This is a genomic window from Pandoraea cepalis (assembly GCF_902459665.1).
GTDB lineage: Bacteria > Pseudomonadota > Gammaproteobacteria > Burkholderiales > Burkholderiaceae > Pandoraea > Pandoraea cepalis.
In genome coordinates, this window is the sequence record NZ_CABPSL010000006.1 from 153,968 (window position 1) to 171,065 (window position 17,098).

Genomic DNA, 17,098 nt, shown 5'->3' on the forward strand with positions numbered 1-17,098 from the left:
CGGTGGCGCGTTGTCTTTGGCCGCGCCGGTCGGCGCAACGCGGCTACCTGCCGACGCGATAGGCGATGCGAAAGCCGCCCCAATGACGCCCATTCACATAGATCGGCGCCGAGGCATCTTTCATCACCATGAACGCCCCGCCGCCCATATCTCGCCGGTAAGTCTGCAGCAACAGCGGTTGGGTGTTGCGTCCGGCGGCCGCGCCCGTGCGATCGTTGAACAAACGCCGGTTGCGGCAATTCGCGGCATTCCAGACCGGATCGTTGGTCGGTGCCTGCGAGAACTTGCGGTTATGCGTCGGCAGATAGCCGTTCTCGTCGACGGCGGCGCAAAAGGCGATACGCTCGTTGAGCGCGAGCAACGGCTCCTGGATGGCCGGGAGCGTCTCGTCGGTAAAGCGCGTGAAGCTGGCCATCAACTGCTGCGGGTTCGAACCGGGGATCGGCTCGTAGCGGCGGTCAAACAATGCCTGCTCGGTGATCTTGCCCTTGGCAAGCGCCGCCTCGAAGCTCTCCCCCACCTGCTTGGCCGCGCGGCGTACCGCGCGAATGAACGGTGTGTCCTCCGTCTCGACGTCGCTGCCGGCGATCAGGCCGATCAGATGTTCCGAGACGCCTAGCAAACCGTTGATGCGCTCGCGCGCACGCTCAACGTGTTCCGCCGAATGCGAAACGCCGTCGGCCATTTCATCGACGTGGGCGACGAGCGTGGCGCATTCGCTTTCGATGGCTTCGCTGGCCTGCGCGATCTGTCCGGCCTGACGGTCGAACGTGTCGAGCGCAGTCCCGGCCGTCTCGATCACGCTGGCGATGGCGCGGGTGCCTTCGCGGGCGTCGTTGGCGCGCGCGACGGTCGCGTTGCTCTCGCGCATCAGGCGCTCGGTGCGCTCGCCCAGCGTGGCAAGCGTGTGCTCGATCTGCTGCGTCGCCTCGGCCGTCTTGCTCGCGAGCAGTTTGACCTCGGTGGCCACAACCGCGAAGCTGCGCCCAGCCGCGCCGGCGCGCGCGGCTTCGATGGCGGCGTTGAGCGCCAGCAGATTGGTCTGACGCGCGATCACCGAAATACCCTCAGCCACCTTGCCGACGTGATCGAGCGCGTCGCGCAGCCCGGCGATCTCGCCGGCCATGCCGGAGACACCCTCCACGAGACCGTGGATCGATGCCAGCGACGCGTCGGCCGTGTGGCGCGACGCCGCAATTTCGGCGCTCGCGCGATCGGCCACATCGCGGGCCTCACGCGCGGCGCTGGCGATACGTTGGTTGCCTTCGCTGGTCTCGGTGGCGGTTTGGTGAAGCGCCTGAAACACGTCGGCCTGACGCTTGATGCGAACGGCGATCTCGTCGACGTTACCGGCGATATCGCACAGTTCAACGCCGAGGGTGCCGGCATTGGCCGCCACCTCGCTCATGATGTTGACGGTTTGCGCCGCTCCCCGGGTGCGCGTGAATAGCCCCATTGTCAGTCTCCTCGCGTCTCTGATCCACTTGTTATGACGAGGGCGCGACAGTCGCCGTACCGCACGGAAAACATCGGGGCAGACGTTCGCGCCACACGCTGGTGTGTCGAAAGAGATAACGGGAGAAAAAACGGTCGACTTGAGGGTTGCCTCACTGGTCGCCGCCCCGCGCTTCCGACTTTATAGGACCACCCTCTCATGCACGGCTTACGCGGGACTTACTGACCCGGCCGTGTCGCGTCGGCACGCAATCATCCGAATAATGGCTATGATGGTGATCAATCATCACCCTATCCGATGGATTCGACATGACGCCGGACCAATTGCTGACCTTCGCGACCGTGGCCGAACTCGGCAACATCAGTCATGCGGCGCAAGCGCTGCACCTATCGCAACCGGCCGTCTCCGGCCAGTTGCGGCTGTTGCAGGAGTCGTTCGGCGAGCCGTTGTATCGACGCGATGGACGCGGTATCCGGCTGACGGCCGTGGGCGAGCAGGTCGCCGTATATGCCAACAAGCTGCGGCAGGACTATCGCCAGGCCATGGCACTGCGCGATAGCCTGCGCGGCATGGAAACCGGGGCGCTGCGCATCGGGGCGAGTACGACGCCGGCAAGCTACCTGCTGCCCTACGCGATTGCGGAATTCCATCAACGCTACCCTGCGGTCGCACTGCATATCATCGACGGCAACACCAGTGAAATCGTGGCGCAACTCGATCGGCTCGACGTGGCATTCATCGAAGGCGCCGTGCCGCCGGGTCTGTCGCCGGAGATCGCGGTGCGTCCGTGGCGCGACGACGAAGTCGTTGCCATTGCCCGGGCCGACCATCCCCTCGCGCAGCATCCGCAAGGCGCATCGCTGCAGGCCATCGCCGAGTACCCGTTGATCCTGCGTGAACCGGGGTCGGGGGTACGCGCGCTGGTCGCGCGCGCGTTCTCGGTGGCCGGACTCGCGCCACGCGTGGCGCTGGAATTGGCCGGGGTGGAGAGTATCAAGGAAGCCGTGCGGGCGGGCATGGGCGTGGGCTTCGTGTCCGCGATGTCGATGCGTCACGAAGACGCGGCGCTCGCCTCGGTTCGCATCGATCCCCCGCATGGCCTCAAGCGACTGCTGACGGCGCTCGTGCCGCATGCCGATGCCCTGTCGCGTCCGACCGAGCGATTTCTCGCCCAGTGCTTCGCCAGGGCCGCCGACGAACCGGCAACGTTGCGGTAACCGCGCGCGGTTCGTCCGTACGTCGGTACGGGTGCGCCAGCGACGCATGGCGCTTGCCGCATCCCGCTCAGAACGGCATGCGTACCAACTCCTCCACGGCACCCACGACCTTGTCACGCGTTCGCATCAGCAACGAAAACGACAAATCGGCCTGAGCGCTCGACAGCATTGCACCGGTCAGGTCGTCGCTCTGGCCCAGATCGAATGCGCGCATGCGCTCGCTGGCGTCGCGCTGCGCCGCGTCCACGCCACGCAGCATCGCACCGAAGTCGGGACCGACCGCGGCACCGCCCAGGGCGGGGTCTGCGTCGCGCACCCCCGCCACGCTATCCAGTTCGCGCTGTGTCGCATGCATGCGACGCATCTCGGCCATCAATGAGTGTTCCATCGAGACGGGCATTCGGCTCTCCTTCGTGAGTTTCGAGGTGTGCCGCGCGCGTGAGGCAGGCAGCACTGACAAGACTCCGCACTTTACGCACACCTCGCCCCACCAAGAATGGGGAATCCCCCAAAGCCAACACGGTTGAGTCATTCCCCATCAACACACGGGGAAGACGCCTTTAGGATGCGAACTTCCCTGCGCCCACGAGCGCTGCGAACCGACATCCAAACACATGAACACAATGCACGCGCCAACGCCGCCCGGCGCGATCCGGGCACTCGATCCGTGCCGGCTGGGACAGCCGACGCAGCTCCTCGACCCCCTGACCGAGCGGCTGCGCTCGCGCCTCGATGTCCAATTGCCGCAGCACGTTCGCCATCGTCATGCTATGGCGTGGCGCGTCGCCGCCATGTCGGTGAGCGCCAGTGCGCCGAGCGTCACCGATGTCATCGTGCAGCGCTTTCAGGTGGACGGTCACGGCATCGACGTTGCCATCGACGCGGGACTGCTGCGCGACGCGTTCCGGCTGCGCTACGACGCGGACGACTTCGTCGGGCCGCCCGCCCTGCACGCCGCGCCCCCTGCCGCGACCTACGAGCGTTTCGTGACACGCTTTGCGAGGCAAATGCTCGACGCATTGCGCCAGGCCGTCTCCGCCGAGATGTCGCCGACCACGGCGTATGTCGAGACCCTCCAGAGCGCCCCGAGGTCGACGCCGCCGTCGCTCTGGATCGGCGCGCGCATCGCGGATCGTGCGGGCGATGCGCCTCTGGGCACGGTCACCTTCCGGCTCGCGGCCGAGGACGCACGCCGCTGGCTGACCATGCTCGGCCCCGACGCCGGGGAACGTGTCGCCGAGCACACGCCGCCCGCCTGCGACGTCGCCACGATTCCGGTGCGCCTGAGCGCGCACTGGCTCGACGTCGACTTGTCGCTCGGCGCGCTGCTCGACGCGCAACCGGGGGATGTCCTGCCGGTGCGGTTCATGCAACGCGCCCTCGTTTGCGTGGACAACGACCCGTTGATGAGCGCCGATATTGTCGAGCGCGATGCGCACTTGTGCCTCACGCACTTCCAAACTCTTGAGTAAGGACTCTGTATTCGTCATGTCTACCCACTTTCCTCACGACCTGTCGGGTCAAGTGCCTCACCCCGGTGCACCCGCCGACGTCACGACGCCCACCGCTGCCGATCAGCAGATGGACGCCCTGACCGACGATCTGCCTGCCCTCGGCGCGCTCTCCGACCTCTCCAACCTCTCTGACCTGCCTGACGATTTGGCCGGTGACTGGCTCGGCGAGACGGGCGGCGGCAACGCCGCGCCTGCCTCCCGTTCCGCGGACGCGGCCGGCACAGCGCCGGTGCCGCTCGCCATGCGCGAGACGCTGCGCCGTGTGCCGGTGAAGCTCACGCTCGAAGTCGGTGCGACGCGTCTTACGCTGGGCGAGCTGGCGGCCCTGCGTGCCGACGACGTGCTCAGTCTCGATCGCGCGGCCGGCGCACCACTTGCCGTGCTGGTCAACGGTGTGCCGGTGGGACTGGCGGAAGTCGTCGTCTCGGGTGCGCAGTACGGGCTGAAGATCCTCACGCTCGATGCGCTCGAGCTGGACCGGCTGGCGCAATGAAAGCCGCGCTACACCGCCTGCGCCTGCGGCGCTCGCGCCCTCACGAGCCACGCAATTTTCCGCTGTGCGCATCGGAGACGCTCGTGCTCGCGATTCTCGCGATCGGCTTCGCGCTGTTCGCCACCGGAGCGCACGCCGACGAGACGGGCGACCTGATGCGCCTGCGCACGCAAGGCGGCACCACCGACTTCTCCGTCAAGACCCAGTTGCTCATTCTGATGACGCTGCTGGGACTGCTGCCGATGCTGCTGATGGTGATGACCACATTCGTGCGGTTCGCCATCATCCTCGCGTTGCTACGCCAGGCACTGGGCCTGCAACAGGGTCTGCCCTCGCGCGTGCTCACCGGCATGGCGTTGCTGCTCAGCCTGCTCGTCATGCGCCCGGTCGGCGAAGCGATCTGGACGCAGGCGGTCGTGCCCTATGACGAAAATCGCATCACGCTGACCGAAGCGATTCGCGTCGGCGAAGCGCCGCTGTCGCGCTTCATGCTTGCACAAACGCGTCAGACGTCGCTCGATCTGATGGCCCGGCTGACCGGCGAGACGCACGTTGCCGAGCCGCAGGCGCATAGCTTCCTGGTGAAGGCATCGGCATTCCTGCTGAGCGAACTCAAGACGGCGTTTCAAGTCGGGGCGATGCTCTTCGTGCCGTTTCTCGTCATCGATCTGGTGGTGGCCTCGGTACTCATGGCCATGGGCATGATGATGCTCTCGCCGCTGGTCGTTTCGTTGCCGCTCAAGCTCCTGCTGTTCGTGCTCATCGACGGCTGGACGCTCACGGTCAGCACGCTCGTCACGAGCGTGCAGGCGGTCTGAGGAGAACGCCATGCTGACCAGCGACATCGCCATCGACATCGGGCTCGACGCCCTGCGGCTCGTGATCATCATCGTGCTCGTGCTCATCGTGCCGAGCCTTGTGACCGGTCTCGTCGTGGCGCTCTTTCAAGCCGCGACACAGATCAACGAGCAGACGCTGTCGTTCCTGCCGCGCCTGATCGTCACACTGCTGACGCTCGGGCTCGCGGCGCCATGGCTCGCCGGCACGCTCACCGATTTCGCCGCCGACATCTTCGCCCGCGCGGCGACGCTGGCCGGGTAGCGCGGCAGGTCGCCGACGCCCCCAGCCGGACTCCCGATCATGCCGCTTCCTCTATCCTTGGCCGCCTGGCCTGGCCTCGAAGGCTGGCTCGCCCAATGGCCCGCGCAGCTCGTGATGCTGTGGTGGCCGTTCTGTCGCTTCGTTGCCGCGCTGAGCATGCTGCCGCTCGTCGGCGAGGGCGTGGTGCCGATGCGCTGGCGCGTACTGGTCGCGCTCGTGCTCAGCCTGTCGCTATGGCCGGTGCTCGCCAAAGGCGGCGTGCCCCCGATCGACCCGTTCTCGCTGGCCGGCATGGCGCTGGCCGCGGAGCAAGCGATCATCGGCGCGTGTCTGGGGCTGGCGTTCTTCATCGTGCGCAGCTTGCTCACCCTCGTGGGCTACCTGTGCGCGTCGCAGATGGGACTGGCCATGGCGGCCATGAACGATCCGATGAACGGCGAAGCCAGCGAGCCGGTCTCGCTGCTGATGGTCTGCCTCGGCACTCTGCTGTTCTTCATTGCCGATGCGCATTTGATCGCGGTGGCCATCGTCGGCCGCAGCTTGGAGGTCTGGCCCATCGGCGGGGGACTGCCGCTCGGCGATCTCGCCGGCTTGTTGCGCGCGCTGGGCTGGACGCTGGCGGCTGCCGTAACGCTGGCGCTGCCCGTGGTGCTTACCACGTTCGTCGTTCAGTTCGGGCTCGGTCTGCTCAATCGCGCCGCGCCGGCGCTGAACCTCTTCTCGTTGGGCTTCGCCGTGACGACGGCCGTCGGCCTCGTCGTGCTCTCGGCCGTCATCCCGGCCCTGCCCGCCCACTATCTGGCACTGACCGAACGCGTGCTCGACGCACTCGGCCCCGTCGCCCGTCCGATCTGAACCCATGACGACCCAAGACACCGGCGACAAGTCCGAAGCCCCCTCGTCCCAGAAGCTGCGCCGCGCACGCGAGCAGGGACAGGTGGCGCGCTCGCGCGATACGGCCACAGCGGTCGGCATCGTGAGCAGTGTGGCCGTGCTCGCGGTCACCGCGCCCGCGCAGCTCGACGCATTCCGCTCGCTCTACGCCGCGGCGTTCGCCGATCTCGCGGGCATCGGCTTCGACGACGCCTGGACAGCCTTGCTGCCGGCGGCGATGTGGCTGCTCGTCAAGCTCCTCGCCCCGCTGGCCGCGATTCCGCTGTGCATCAGCGTGGCGGCCATGCTGCCCGGCGGCTACGTCTTCAGCACGACGCTGCTCAAGCCGAAGTGGCAGCGGCTCTCGCCCAAAGCCAACCTGGGCCGACTCGTCTCGATGAAGCACTACGCGCAGGTAGGCATCGCCGTTGCGAAGGTTGTGCTGGTGGCGGCCGTGTTGGTCTTTGTCGTGCGCGCGCACTGGGACGCGTTGCTCGCCCTGCAGGCGAGTGCCCCGCGTGAGGCGATTGCCGTGGGACTCAGGCTGTTGCGCGACGCTGTGCTCGTGCTCGGCGGCGCGTTCGTGGCATTCGCGTTGCTCGACCTGCCGATGCAGCGCTACTTCTTCCTGCGCGATCAACGCATGACCAAGCAGGAAGTCAAGAACGAGCACAAGCAGTCCGAAGGACGTCCCGAAGTCAAACAGCGCATTCGACAGATCCAGCGCCGCATGGCCGAGCGCAGCTTGCGCCGCACGGTGCCGTTGGCCGACGTGGTGATCGTCAACCCGACGCACTACGCCATCGCACTCAAGTACGACACCGAGCGTGCGCAAGCGCCGTATGTCGTGGCGCGCGGCCTCGACGAAATGGCGGGCGTGCTGCGCCAGATCGCCCGCGACCACAAGATCGATGTCGTGAGCGCCCCGCCGCTGGCGCGAGCGCTTTACCACACGAGCCAGGTCAACCAGCAGATTCCCGCCGCGCTGTATGAAGCGGTCGCGGTGATTCTTGCCTACGTGCTGCAACTGCGCGCATGGCGAACCGGCGAACGCGCCACACACCCCGACCGCCCGGACACGCCCGCCGTGCCCGCCGCACTCTCCGATCCACCCGCCACGCGACTCCGCCCCTGATCTCATGAGCCGACTGATGAACCACCTTCGGCGTCACAAATTCCTGACGCCGCTTCTCGTCTTCGCCATCCTCGCGATGGTCATCCTGCCGTTGCCGCCGCTGCTGCTCGACACGCTCTTCACGTTCAACATCGTGCTTTCGATGGTCGTGATTCTGGTGAGCCTGTCGGTGCGACGTCCGCTCGACTTCTCGGTCTTCCCGACGGTCATTCTCGCCACGACGCTCATGCGTCTGACGTTGAACGTCGCGTCCACGCGCGTGGTACTGCTCAAGGGCAACGAAGGCACCCATGCGGCCGGTAGCGTCGTGGAATCATTCGGCAATGTCGTCATCGGCGGCAACTTCGTGGTGGGCCTCGTGGTGTTCGTGATCCTGATGATCATCAACTTCGTGGTGGTCACCAAGGGCGCGGAGCGCATCTCCGAAGTCTCGGCACGCTTCACGCTCGACGCGCTGCCCGGCAAGCAGATGGCCATCGACGCCGACCTGAACGCCGGGCTCATCAATCAGGAAGCCGCACAGACTCGCCGCCGCGAGGTGAGCGCCGAAGCCGACTTCTATGGCGCGATGGACGGCGCGTCGAAGTTCGTGCGCGGTGATGCGGTGGCGGGCATTCTCATCCTGCTCATCAATCTGATCGGCGGTGTCGCCATCGGCGTGACGATGCACGGCATGAGTGCGGGCGACGCCTTCCGCCAATACTCGCTGCTGACCATCGGCGACGGCCTGGTCGCGCAGATCCCGGCGCTGCTGCTCTCGGCGGCGGCGGCGATCATCGTCACGCGGGTGTCCGACGCCGGCGACTTCGAAAAGCAAGTCGGCGACCAGTTGCTCGCCTCGCCGTCGGTGCTGGCGAGTGTCGCCGTGCTGATGTTCGTGCTGGCGCTGATTCCGGGCATGCCGAGCGCGCCGTTCCTGGCGTTCGCGGCCGTCGTGGGATTCGTTGCGTGGCGCGTCGGCCAACGCCGCGCGCCCGACGCAACCGACGATACCGACGCGCTCGAAGCGGCGCTCACCGCGCACGAGCCGCCCGCACTCACCTGGCAGCAACTACCGTTCGTCTCGCCGGTGACCGTCAGCCTCGGCTATCAGATCGTGAGCCTTGCCGACAAGCGAGACGGCGCGCCGCTGGTGCAACGTCTCTACGGCATGCGGCAAACGCTCTCGCAGACCATGGGCTTCCTCGTGCCTGCGGTCAGGCTGGACACCGGACTCGGCCTCGCCGCGAATGAATATGCGATTGACGTTGGCGGTGTACGCGTCGCCAGCGCGTCGCTGCCGCACGATCGGTTGATGGCGATTGCCGCGCCCGATTGCTATGGCGAGCTCGACGGCATGCCGGCCATCGATCCGTCGTTCGGCATGTCGGTGGTGTGGATCGAGCCCGAGCAACGGGCCCATGCGCTAGGGCTGGGCTATCAGATCGTCGATCCGTCCGGGGTGATCGCCACGCACGTCCAGCAATCGATGAAAGCGCATCTGGCCGACCTGTTCACCTATCAGGACGTGACCTCGCTTGGCGAACGGCTGCGCGAGTTATCGCCGTCGCTGGCCGACGCACTGGACAAGGCGCTCACGCATCAACAACAGTTGGCCGTCATTCGTCAACTGCTCGCCGAAGCGGTGTCGTTGCAGGATATTGATGTGCTGGCGACGGCGCTGGTCAATGCGGCCGCGACGAGCAAGGATCCGCTGGTGCTGGCCGCCGAGGCGCGCAGTGCGCTGGGGCGCCGACTGGTACACGGACTGATTGGCGACGAGCCGACGCTGCACGTCTACCAACTCACGACGGATCTGGAGAACCTGCTATTGGGCGCCTATACGGCCGCGCAGCAGTCGGGCAAGACCACCGCCGATGCGTTCCCGCTCGATCCGCAATTGCTGGAGCAGTTGCAGTCTTATATGCCGCAGGCGCGCGAGAACATGAAGCAAACAGGGCGCACGCCGGTGTTGCTCGTGATGCCGCAACTCAGACCGTTGCTGGCGCGCTATGCGCGGATGTTCGCGAGCGGGCTGCATGTGCTCTCGTATAACGAGGTGCCACAGACGAAGGAGATCGAAGTGGCGGGAACGCTGGGCTGAAAAAAAGCCAACGGTGCGATACCGTTGGCTTTCCTGTCCAGACTTGCCGGCCGGCAGACTTCACCGGCCGTTACGGCGTGCTGCGTAACGCGTGCGATTAACGCAGCAGCATTTGGATCATGCTCGGCATTTCGCCGGCCTTTTGCAGCATTTGCAGGTTCACGTTCATCTGCGTTTGCAACTTGGTCAGCTCCGACACCGACTCGGCGAAGTCGACTTCGTTCAGACGCGAATTGGCTTCACGCGTGTTCTGCAGCAGCGTCGATTGCACTTCCTCGCGACCGTCCAGATCCATCATGGCAGCGCCGATGCTCGCTTGCACGGTGGCCAGTTGGCCGATGGCGGTCTCAAGATTGGTGATGGCGTTCGACGCGGAGGGTGCATCAAGCAGTTGCGTCGACGGCGAATTGAAGCGCGCATTCAGCACTTCGTCAAACGCGTTGAAGAGCGTGGCTTGTTCACTCAGGTCGAGCGCGTTGCCCGCCGTGGCTGCCAGCGTATTGAGCGGCGTGGTGAGGGCCGTGCGCAAGGCATCGAAATCGGCACGCGTGGCCGCCGCTGCACCTTCGATCATCGTCGTCAGACCGGCCTCCCAGGTCGCGCTGCTCGAGCCGTTCTGCACCTTGTTCAGGATCGCGCTGATGCCCGGCTTCGCCGAGAGATCCCGGATCAGTTGGGCCGCAGCGTCAGCATCCGAACCGGCGCCCAAGGCGTCCTTCAACGAGGTACCGGTCGGGTACGACGAGGTCGTTTGCGCGCCGAAATTGGCCGTCGCACTGCCAACGCTCGCGAACAAGCTTTGCAGATCGCCGCTGATGTCCATGACCTTCGTCTCAGCCGCGCCCGCGCCGACTTGCAGGTCGATCTTGCCCGCCGCGAGAATCCCCGACGCAGTGCTGCCGAACTCCATCTTCAGCAGGTTCTTGCCGGCGAACGTGGTGTTCTCGAAGATCGCCTGCAGCGCTTGTGCGTTGTTGGTGTATTGCTGTTGCAGCGCGGTCTTCTCGGCGTCGCCCTTCAGGCCATCCTTGGCCTGCGTGGCCAGATCCTTCATGGTCACGAGCAGTTCGTTGGCCTTGTCCAGCGCGCCCTGGGCAACGCGAGTGCTCGACTGCGCGTACTTCATGTTGCTGATCGCCGCCTTGGTGCCGCTGGCGTGCATGTTGAGCATGGCCGAAATGCGGGCCGCCGCCGGATCGTTCTTGTACAGGTCGTTCTTGGTGCCGGTGGACAGGTCGCGCATGATGGCGTTCAGCTTGCCGCCGGTGCTGCGTTGCGAATTCAGCGACGACATTTGCGCCACGTTGGTATGCAGAGTCAACATTGCTAGGGCTCCTTGTGCTGGTGAGCAGTTTGGCAGACCGGATGGCCTGCCTCACCGTGATAAGGCGTCCCTTCGCATAAATTGTTAATGCCTTTCGGCGATGATTTTTCCCATCTGACGAGCCGTTTGTCGGCGTTCGCGCACGACACGCGCCTGCCCTTACCGATCGACCAGCAACGCCCGAACATTGGCACGCGTGACGGGCATCCCCCCCGGCATCGCGAGCCTCAGCGCCGCGAACGGCGGCTGCTTGTCCAGCCGCGTCGTCCACGCTTTCGCCAGGGCGATCGCCATGTCGTAGGCGCCCTGATCGGTCGCGACGGCCCGGTCATCCCCCGCCGCACGACTGACGACCTGCGTCGACGTCCGCGCCGTGTGCTTCGCCGATGCGTGAGCCGCACGAATGGTGCGCACCATCGACGCGAGCGCGCGCCGCGTTTGCATGACGCCTTCCGGCCCATCGACGCGCCATGTCCGCGGCGCGATGGCGTCGGGCGCCTGGCGAAGCGTTGCGCGTCGCGGGAGGCCGTCGGCACCGCCAGAGATGGCCTGCGGCGAGGTAGGCGACGCCGCTTGCGCGATGGCGAAGCGCGACGCCAGCGACGGCCATGCCGCGCCGGACGTGCTCATCACCCACCCGCGCTCCGGCGCAGGCGACTCCAGCGTCACACCATAGGCGGCCAGCTCACGCGTTGCGCGGCGGCGCAATCCCGCCTGCGACACTGCGTTTGCCACGTCGATCTTGACACCCGCCTGGTAGGGCCCGGCGGGATAAAGCGTGATCTGCTCGGCTTTCGACGCACGCCACTGCGCGGGGGCAACACCCTCGACGGTGAACCGCTTCGGCGCGCTGCCCCCTTCATCGAAATGCAGGCGGTCATCGACCGTCCCCAGGCTTGCGCGCTCGCGGGCGTCCCATTGGACCGCCAACGCCTCCAAGGCCCGGTGTGCCTGTGCTTGTGATGCTGGATCGCCGTCTCGCCAACGCGCTAGCGACGCCAACGCCGCGCTGGCCGACGCATGAAGCGTCGATAGCCATTGCGCGCCCGCACTGGCGCGGCTGGCCGTGGCATGCGTCGACATCAGGTCGGCGACTTGGGCGACGCGATACAGGTCGACTTGCGCCGCGCCTGGAGACGCCAGCCGCGTCGACGCACCCGAGCGCATGGCGCCGGTCACCCCCGGTGTCGCGGTCGCCGAACGCGCGCCTCTCAACGCGCGCGTCGATGAGCCGGATTGCGTGGTGTCCCCTCGGCGCGAGTTCGCACGGGCCGTGTTGCGCGCGTCGTCGAGCGCAGGGCTCCCGGGAATCTCTCGAATCACGTCAACCATGAGTCCTGTCCTGTTCGTTCAGACGATGCGGCCACATGAAGGCATCGAATGCCATCAAAGGGCGTCGAAGAACGACAACCGGCCCACCTCGGCGTGTGCCGTACGCGCGGCCGACATGGCGCGATACAGGGCCATCAGTTCCGGGAACGCTTCGGTGGCGGGCTTGCCCTCGATCGCGAGGCGCGCCTTGACGAGCACCTCGCTGTGCACCCCATGTTCCTTGCGCACCGCCTCGAGGCGCTTCGCGCTGTGGTCGTTCGCGAATTGCACGTCGGCAATCTGGGTCACCTGATTGTCGATCGGTTCGGCCAGCTCGCGCAGTACCGCCGCCGCATTGGCGCCGCCGCCATTTGCCAACGTCGCGGCGGCCGCGCCGAGGCGATTGAGCAGATCGGGCAACCCGTGCCACATCTGCGGCGGGTGGGTATGGTGCAGCCCGTCGCCAATCTCGACGGAAGCGGGCGCGTGCCCGTTCGTCGCCAACGCGAAATTCGTCGTGGCAGCGCCTGGCGCAGCCGTGTCGGTGATGGGCGCGCCAATGCGCGCGAAGACGTGGCTGCCGTCGGCGCGGCGAATATTGAACGCGTCCGTGAGACCGCGCATCAGCGCATGAATCTTGCCAACGTCGTCCTGAGCATCGCCGCCGTGCGGCACACCTGCCTTCGTCACGACATCGCTCTTGAAGGCGCTCAACCGGTCGTGAGCGCTCCTGAGACTCACGCTCGCCTGCTTGAGATCGGCCTCGAGGCTGGTAATGACCTTGGTTCGCTGCGCGAGCGTTTGCTGCGCACGGTCGATACGCGCGATGCGCTCGAAATCGACCGGATCGTCCGACGCGTGAAGCACGCGCTTTTCCTCGCGCGCGTGGTCGGTCAGTCGTTCAAGCCGCTCGTTCATGTCGCGCAGCACGTGCTCGCGCTCGAAGCGGCTGAGGTGATGATGGATCTGCATGAGGATGTCCTTTCCTGAGCGTCGCTCAGACCATGGCCAGCGTGGCATCGAACAGCTCGTTGGCCACCGAGGCCACCCGGGCGTTCGCGCGATAGAGCTTCATGTAGGCCATGAGCGCGCCGCCCGACTCGGTCTCGTCGACGCCCGCCTGCTTCTGAAACTGGGCGCGTGCGGAGACCAGCATGGCCCCCGCCGACGCGGCGCTCGCCTCGGCCTCGCTTACGCGACGGCCCGTCTCGGCAGCCAGCGCACTCATGGCTTCGACAAGCGTCGTCCCCACGCGCCCTGACAGCGCCACCGGGCCGCCGATCGCCCGCTTCAGACGATGCAACGTCTTGCCATTTCCGTTGGCGCTGTCCGTGTCCAGAGCAAGGTCTTGCGCGGTCTGGACCGTGCGCTGCATCATCGGCAAGCCGTCCGGTCCGGTGCTCAGCTTCAGCAGCGGCGTATCGCTGAAATCGCCCGAAGCCACATCGGCGTGCGCCCGATTCAGTTGATCGACCAGCGTGCTCGCAACATCAGTCATATCCGCGATGCGCGAGTCGAGGACTCCGGTGAGGAAACTGTCGAGGCCTCCCAACCGTCCGCCGAGCGTCTCGGCCGGCACGTCCACACGCGACGACCCCGCCACGACCGAATAGCCGCCGTCCGGACGCACTTCCAGTTGCGCGGCGCGATTGCCCAGCACCAGCGGCTGTCCGCCTCGGGTAAGCACGTGATACGCCCCGCTGGCGTCGTCCCGCACATCCACATCGAGAAACGCTGCCAATTCGCCCAGCGTCTGATCGCGTTGATCTTCGATGGCCAGTCGGCCCGCCTCGTCCGGCGCCAGACGGTGCAGACGATTCAGATCCGCCAGGGCTGTCGTGAGGCGGTTCACTTTTTCCGCTTCCCCGCCCCGAACCGCGTTGACGGTGTCTCTCAGACGCTCCAACGCGGAGAACATGGCGTTGGTGCGCTCCGCGACACGTCCCAGCGCCGCGAAGACGCCGTCTGCGTGGACATCGCTGCCGAGGGTCTGGGCCTCATGGTCGAGTGCGCCGACAAGCTCGCGCAGACCGAGCGGATCGCTGGCCACGTCGGTCCCGCCCAACTGCGTGAGCAGCGCGGCGAGGTGCGGCTTCTGCACGTCCAGCTCGCTGGCGCCGGACACGGCGCGCCACAACTGGCGCCGCTGTTCCAGCCCGGCCACGCGAACAACGTCTTGCGCCTGCACCGTGCCATCGGCACGCGACGTGACGCGCACGTTGCGGCGCGTATACGCCGAATTGCTCATCTGCGAGATGTTGAGGGCCTCGTTGTCGAGCAGCGACTGCGCAGTTTTCACGCCTTGCGTGGCGATATTGAGCATGTTCATGGTTCAGTGCCTGTCCTGTCGGTATCGGCGCAGCGCGCGCTCAGCGCCCCGCCATTTGCCGGATGATGATGTCGGCGATGCCGAATGCACGGCGTGCCGCCAGCGCCTGTGCGACCTGTGTGTCCGCCCATTCGTGAAGGCTCTGCGTCGTGCGGTCGCGCTTGCCCAGCGCGCCGGCGTCATCGCGATCGTCGCGCAGCGCCTCGGTCGCCCGTCGCATTTCGCCGAGCAACTGGGCGACGAAGATCGCTTCGAACTGTTCGGCGGCGGCTTCGAGCGTCGCACTCGGCGCAACCGGCGTCGCGCCTGCCTCAGACAAAGGCGACCGGGCGGTGGAAATAAGCAAGGGGTTCGGCGTCATCGGTGGGGTCATCTGTCTCAAATCACATGCAGCTCGCCGTTCAGCGCGCCGGCTTCGTCCAGCGCCTGAAGAATCGAGATCACGTCGTCGGGCGTGGCGCCGGAGCGGCGCAGACTGTCGACGATGGTCTGTAGATCAACGCCAGCCGGCCAGACGTGGATATCCATTTCGTCTTCCGCGACGTCGACGCGCGAACGTGCCGCGCCTGCCGTTCGGCCGCGCGAAAACGGGGCCGGCTGGGCGATGACGGGCGACTCGGTCACCGTCACGCGCAACGAGCCATGCGACACGGCGACCGGCCGCACCGTTACGCCCTGCGAGATCACGACCGTGCCCGAGCGCGCGTTGATCACCGCGCGCGGCACCCGGCTCACCCCCGGCACGGGCAGTGCATGGACCTCGGCGAGAAAGCGCACGCGCGCATCGGCGTCGTCTGGCGCTGTCACCTCGACGGTGCTGCCGTTCCTTGCCAGCGCGGTGCGTTCGCCAAAGCGTGTGTTGATGGCGTCGGCGATATTCGCCGCGAGCTGGAAATCCGGACGCTTCAGGCTCAGGCGCATCGCACCGCCCTCGCCGGCCGGCACCGGAATCTCCTGCTCGATGGTCGCCCCGTTGGGCACGCGCCCGGCGGTCGGCGTGTTCTTCTGCACGCGCGACCCGCTGCGCCCCTCGGCCTGCATCCCGCTCACGACGAGGTTGCCCTGCGCAAGCGCATAGGTCTGGCCGTCGACGGCGCGAAGTTGGGTCAGCAGCAGCGTGCCGCCGCGCAGGCTGCGCGCATCGCCCATCGACGACACGGTGACATCGATGGTCTGTCCGCGTAGAAAGCCCGACGGATAGGTCGCGCTGACCATTACGGCGGCGACATTGCGCGAGCGCAATTGCACGTTCTCGGGCATGCTGACGCCGAATTGCTTGAGCAAGTTGGCGAGCGACTGGCCGGAATGGCGCGAGCGCGGGCCGTCGCCGGTGCCGGCCAGCCCCACGACGAGACCGTAGCCGACAAGCTGGTTGTCGCGCACGCCTTCCACGTTGACGTAATGGCGCACGGTTTGCGCATGGCTGGCCGGGGTGATCGTCGTCATCGACAGCATGACGATCGTCGCCGACAAGGTCAACGCGTTGAACCAGCGAGGCACGCGCGAGAGCGCGTCAGGCATTCTGAACATACGGACTCCCTCAGAGCGGTGCGAACTGGCTGTTGAAAAAGCGTGTGAGCCAGCCAGGATTGTTGCTGTCGGCCAGCGCGCCCGTGCCGAAATACTGAATGCGCGCATTGGCCACGCGCAGCGACGAGACGCGGTTGGTCGTATCGATATCGCCCGCGCGCACATAGCCGGCCACGCGCACGGTCTCCTCACCCTGGTTCAGAAACAGCCGCTTCTCGCCGCGCACGTGCAGCAGCCCGCTAGGCAACACGCGATGCACGATCACCGTGATCGCGCCGCGCAGTGTGTTCTGCGCCGTGCTCGAGCTATCCCCGCGAAAGCCCCGTCGCGCACCGAGCGCGGTGTCGCCGATGAGCGGTTTTCCCATCAGCGTGGCGTCGTCGATCGACATGTCGCTGCGTTTGTCCAGTCGAGTGCCCGCGCGCTTGCTGGCCTGCGTTTGCTCCTGCAGCACGATGGTCAACACGTCGCCCGCGCGAAATGCCCGCTGGTCCGAGGTGAGCGACAAGGCGTGCCCGGCAGAAAAGAGACCGCCCGCCTGCCCTTGCGATGACATCTCGGCCACGCCCGGCAGGTCGTCGCTCTCTTCGAGCTGCGGCGGCAGAAAGCCCGCGCAGCCTGCGAGCGCCGCGGCGAGCACCCCCGTGACCACGGCACGCGCACCGCGACAGCGCATTCGGGCATTACGCGGCCCACGGGGCGTTGCGTGCGTCATCGTCGTCTCCGTCCGCG

At 66.5% G+C, this 17,098-nt stretch carries 17 protein-coding genes; 8 read left to right on the forward strand and 9 right to left on the reverse strand.

The window, feature by feature from the left end:
* Positions 1-43: 43 nt before the first annotated feature.
* Positions 44-1,456: a methyl-accepting chemotaxis protein gene (locus PCE31106_RS10395; protein ID WP_150563201.1), complete on the reverse strand. Its 1,413-nt coding sequence runs from the start codon at positions 1,454-1,456 to the stop codon at positions 44-46.
* A gap of 308 nt (positions 1,457-1,764) precedes the next feature.
* Here PCE31106_RS10395 and PCE31106_RS10400 point away from each other — a divergent pair, with 308 nt between their 5' ends.
* A complete protein-coding gene (locus tag PCE31106_RS10400) occupies positions 1,765-2,673 on the forward strand; it encodes a LysR family transcriptional regulator (RefSeq protein ID WP_017235266.1) in 909 nt (302 codons plus the stop codon).
* Between the two features lie 67 nt (positions 2,674-2,740).
* Here PCE31106_RS10400 and fliE read toward each other — a convergent pair whose 3' ends face one another.
* Positions 2,741-3,073, reverse strand: coding sequence for a flagellar hook-basal body complex protein FliE (gene fliE / locus PCE31106_RS10405; protein WP_150563202.1), 333 nt, complete (start codon positions 3,071-3,073; stop codon positions 2,741-2,743).
* A 214-nt stretch (positions 3,074-3,287) separates the two neighbouring features.
* Here fliE and PCE31106_RS10410 point away from each other — a divergent pair, with 214 nt between their 5' ends.
* Genes PCE31106_RS10410 through PCE31106_RS10440 form a run of 7 tightly spaced genes read left to right on the forward strand, consistent with a single transcriptional unit; the run spans position 3,288 to position 9,872 of the window.
* On the forward strand, positions 3,288-4,145 hold the full coding sequence (locus PCE31106_RS10410; protein WP_150563203.1) for a FliM/FliN family flagellar motor switch protein: 858 nt from the start codon (positions 3,288-3,290) through the stop codon (positions 4,143-4,145).
* A 16-nt stretch (positions 4,146-4,161) separates the two neighbouring features.
* Complete coding sequence (locus tag PCE31106_RS10415) at positions 4,162-4,680, forward strand: FliM/FliN family flagellar motor switch protein (protein WP_174975093.1); 519 nt, start codon at positions 4,162-4,164, stop codon at positions 4,678-4,680.
* Complete coding sequence (locus tag PCE31106_RS10420; protein WP_254440976.1) at positions 4,677-5,498, forward strand: flagellar type III secretion system pore protein FliP; 822 nt, start codon at positions 4,677-4,679, stop codon at positions 5,496-5,498. The genes PCE31106_RS10415 and PCE31106_RS10420 overlap by 4 nt, the downstream gene beginning before the upstream one ends.
* A 10-nt stretch (positions 5,499-5,508) precedes the next feature.
* Positions 5,509-5,781 (forward strand): flagellar biosynthesis protein FliQ, encoded by a 273-nt coding sequence (gene fliQ / locus PCE31106_RS10425; RefSeq protein ID WP_150563205.1) that lies wholly within the window; start codon positions 5,509-5,511, stop codon positions 5,779-5,781.
* Between the two features lie 39 nt (positions 5,782-5,820).
* Entirely contained in the window at positions 5,821-6,636 is an 816-nt protein-coding gene (locus PCE31106_RS10430; RefSeq protein ID WP_254440977.1) for a flagellar biosynthetic protein FliR, read from the forward strand.
* A gap of 4 nt (positions 6,637-6,640) precedes the next feature.
* Positions 6,641-7,789, forward strand: coding sequence for a flagellar type III secretion system protein FlhB (flhB, locus tag PCE31106_RS10435; protein WP_150563206.1), 1,149 nt, complete (start codon positions 6,641-6,643; stop codon positions 7,787-7,789).
* Between the two features lie 16 nt (positions 7,790-7,805).
* Positions 7,806-9,872 (forward strand): flagellar biosynthesis protein FlhA, encoded by a 2,067-nt coding sequence (locus PCE31106_RS10440; RefSeq protein WP_174975095.1) that lies wholly within the window; start codon positions 7,806-7,808, stop codon positions 9,870-9,872.
* Positions 9,873-9,969: 97 nt separating this feature from the next.
* Here PCE31106_RS10440 and PCE31106_RS10445 read toward each other — a convergent pair whose 3' ends face one another.
* The 7 genes from PCE31106_RS10445 to flgH all read right to left on the reverse strand — a co-directional run bounded on the left by PCE31106_RS10445 (position 9,970) and on the right by flgH (position 17,042).
* The gene (locus tag PCE31106_RS10445) at positions 9,970-11,196 is read right to left on the reverse strand and encodes a flagellin N-terminal helical domain-containing protein (RefSeq protein WP_150563208.1); all 1,227 of its coding nucleotides are present in this window, start codon (positions 11,194-11,196) and stop codon (positions 9,970-9,972) included.
* Positions 11,197-11,355: 159 nt separating this feature from the next.
* On the reverse strand, positions 11,356-12,528 hold the full coding sequence (locus PCE31106_RS10450; protein WP_150563209.1) for a hypothetical protein: 1,173 nt from the start codon (positions 12,526-12,528) through the stop codon (positions 11,356-11,358).
* 54 nt (positions 12,529-12,582) lie between these two features.
* Entirely contained in the window at positions 12,583-13,479 is an 897-nt protein-coding gene (locus PCE31106_RS10455; protein ID WP_150563210.1) for a flagellin family protein, read from the reverse strand.
* Positions 13,480-13,504: 25 nt separating this feature from the next.
* Entirely contained in the window at positions 13,505-14,836 is a 1,332-nt protein-coding gene (locus tag PCE31106_RS10460; RefSeq protein ID WP_150563211.1) for a FlgK family flagellar hook-associated protein, read from the reverse strand.
* 40 nt (positions 14,837-14,876) lie between these two features.
* On the reverse strand, positions 14,877-15,209 hold the full coding sequence (locus PCE31106_RS10465; RefSeq protein ID WP_174975096.1) for a hypothetical protein: 333 nt from the start codon (positions 15,207-15,209) through the stop codon (positions 14,877-14,879).
* A gap of 5 nt (positions 15,210-15,214) precedes the next feature.
* Positions 15,215-16,357, reverse strand: coding sequence for a flagellar basal body P-ring protein FlgI (locus tag PCE31106_RS10470; protein WP_437343807.1), 1,143 nt, complete (start codon positions 16,355-16,357; stop codon positions 15,215-15,217).
* Positions 16,358-16,376: 19 nt separating this feature from the next.
* Positions 16,377-17,042 carry a flagellar basal body L-ring protein FlgH gene (gene flgH / locus PCE31106_RS10475; RefSeq protein WP_150563272.1) on the reverse strand — a complete coding sequence of 222 codons (666 nt, stop codon included), beginning with the start codon at positions 17,040-17,042 and terminating at the stop codon, positions 16,377-16,379.
* Positions 17,043-17,098: the final 56 nt, after the last annotated feature.

Bases quoted from the DNA above. Each gene is read 5' to 3' on its own strand.
- PCE31106_RS10465 (WP_174975096.1), bottom strand. From the start codon at position 15,209: ATGACCCCACCGATGACGCCGAACCCCTTGCTTATTTCCACCGCCCGG.
- flhB (WP_150563206.1), top strand. From the start codon at position 6,641: ATGACGACCCAAGACACCGGCGACAAGTCCGAAGCCCCCTCGTCCCAG.
- PCE31106_RS10440 (WP_174975095.1), top strand. From the start codon at position 7,806: ATGAACCACCTTCGGCGTCACAAATTCCTGACGCCGCTTCTCGTCTTC.
- PCE31106_RS10450 (WP_150563209.1), bottom strand. From the start codon at position 12,528: ATGGTTGACGTGATTCGAGAGATTCCCGGGAGCCCTGCGCTCGACGAC.
- PCE31106_RS10410 (WP_150563203.1), top strand. From the start codon at position 3,288: ATGAACACAATGCACGCGCCAACGCCGCCCGGCGCGATCCGGGCACTC.
- PCE31106_RS10420 (WP_254440976.1), top strand. From the start codon at position 4,677: ATGAAAGCCGCGCTACACCGCCTGCGCCTGCGGCGCTCGCGCCCTCAC.
- PCE31106_RS10455 (WP_150563210.1), bottom strand. From the start codon at position 13,479: ATGCAGATCCATCATCACCTCAGCCGCTTCGAGCGCGAGCACGTGCTG.
- fliE (WP_150563202.1), bottom strand. From the start codon at position 3,073: ATGCCCGTCTCGATGGAACACTCATTGATGGCCGAGATGCGTCGCATG.
- PCE31106_RS10415 (WP_174975093.1), top strand. From the start codon at position 4,162: ATGTCTACCCACTTTCCTCACGACCTGTCGGGTCAAGTGCCTCACCCC.
- PCE31106_RS10470 (WP_437343807.1), bottom strand. From the start codon at position 16,357: ATGCCTGACGCGCTCTCGCGCGTGCCTCGCTGGTTCAACGCGTTGACC.
- flgH (WP_150563272.1), bottom strand. From the start codon at position 17,042: ATGCGCTGTCGCGGTGCGCGTGCCGTGGTCACGGGGGTGCTCGCCGCG.
- fliQ (WP_150563205.1), top strand. From the start codon at position 5,509: ATGCTGACCAGCGACATCGCCATCGACATCGGGCTCGACGCCCTGCGG.
- PCE31106_RS10430 (WP_254440977.1), top strand. From the start codon at position 5,821: ATGCCGCTTCCTCTATCCTTGGCCGCCTGGCCTGGCCTCGAAGGCTGG.
- PCE31106_RS10395 (WP_150563201.1), bottom strand. From the start codon at position 1,456: ATGGGGCTATTCACGCGCACCCGGGGAGCGGCGCAAACCGTCAACATC.
- PCE31106_RS10445 (WP_150563208.1), bottom strand. From the start codon at position 11,196: ATGTTGACTCTGCATACCAACGTGGCGCAAATGTCGTCGCTGAATTCG.
- PCE31106_RS10460 (WP_150563211.1), bottom strand. From the start codon at position 14,836: ATGAACATGCTCAATATCGCCACGCAAGGCGTGAAAACTGCGCAGTCG.
- PCE31106_RS10400 (WP_017235266.1), top strand. From the start codon at position 1,765: ATGACGCCGGACCAATTGCTGACCTTCGCGACCGTGGCCGAACTCGGC.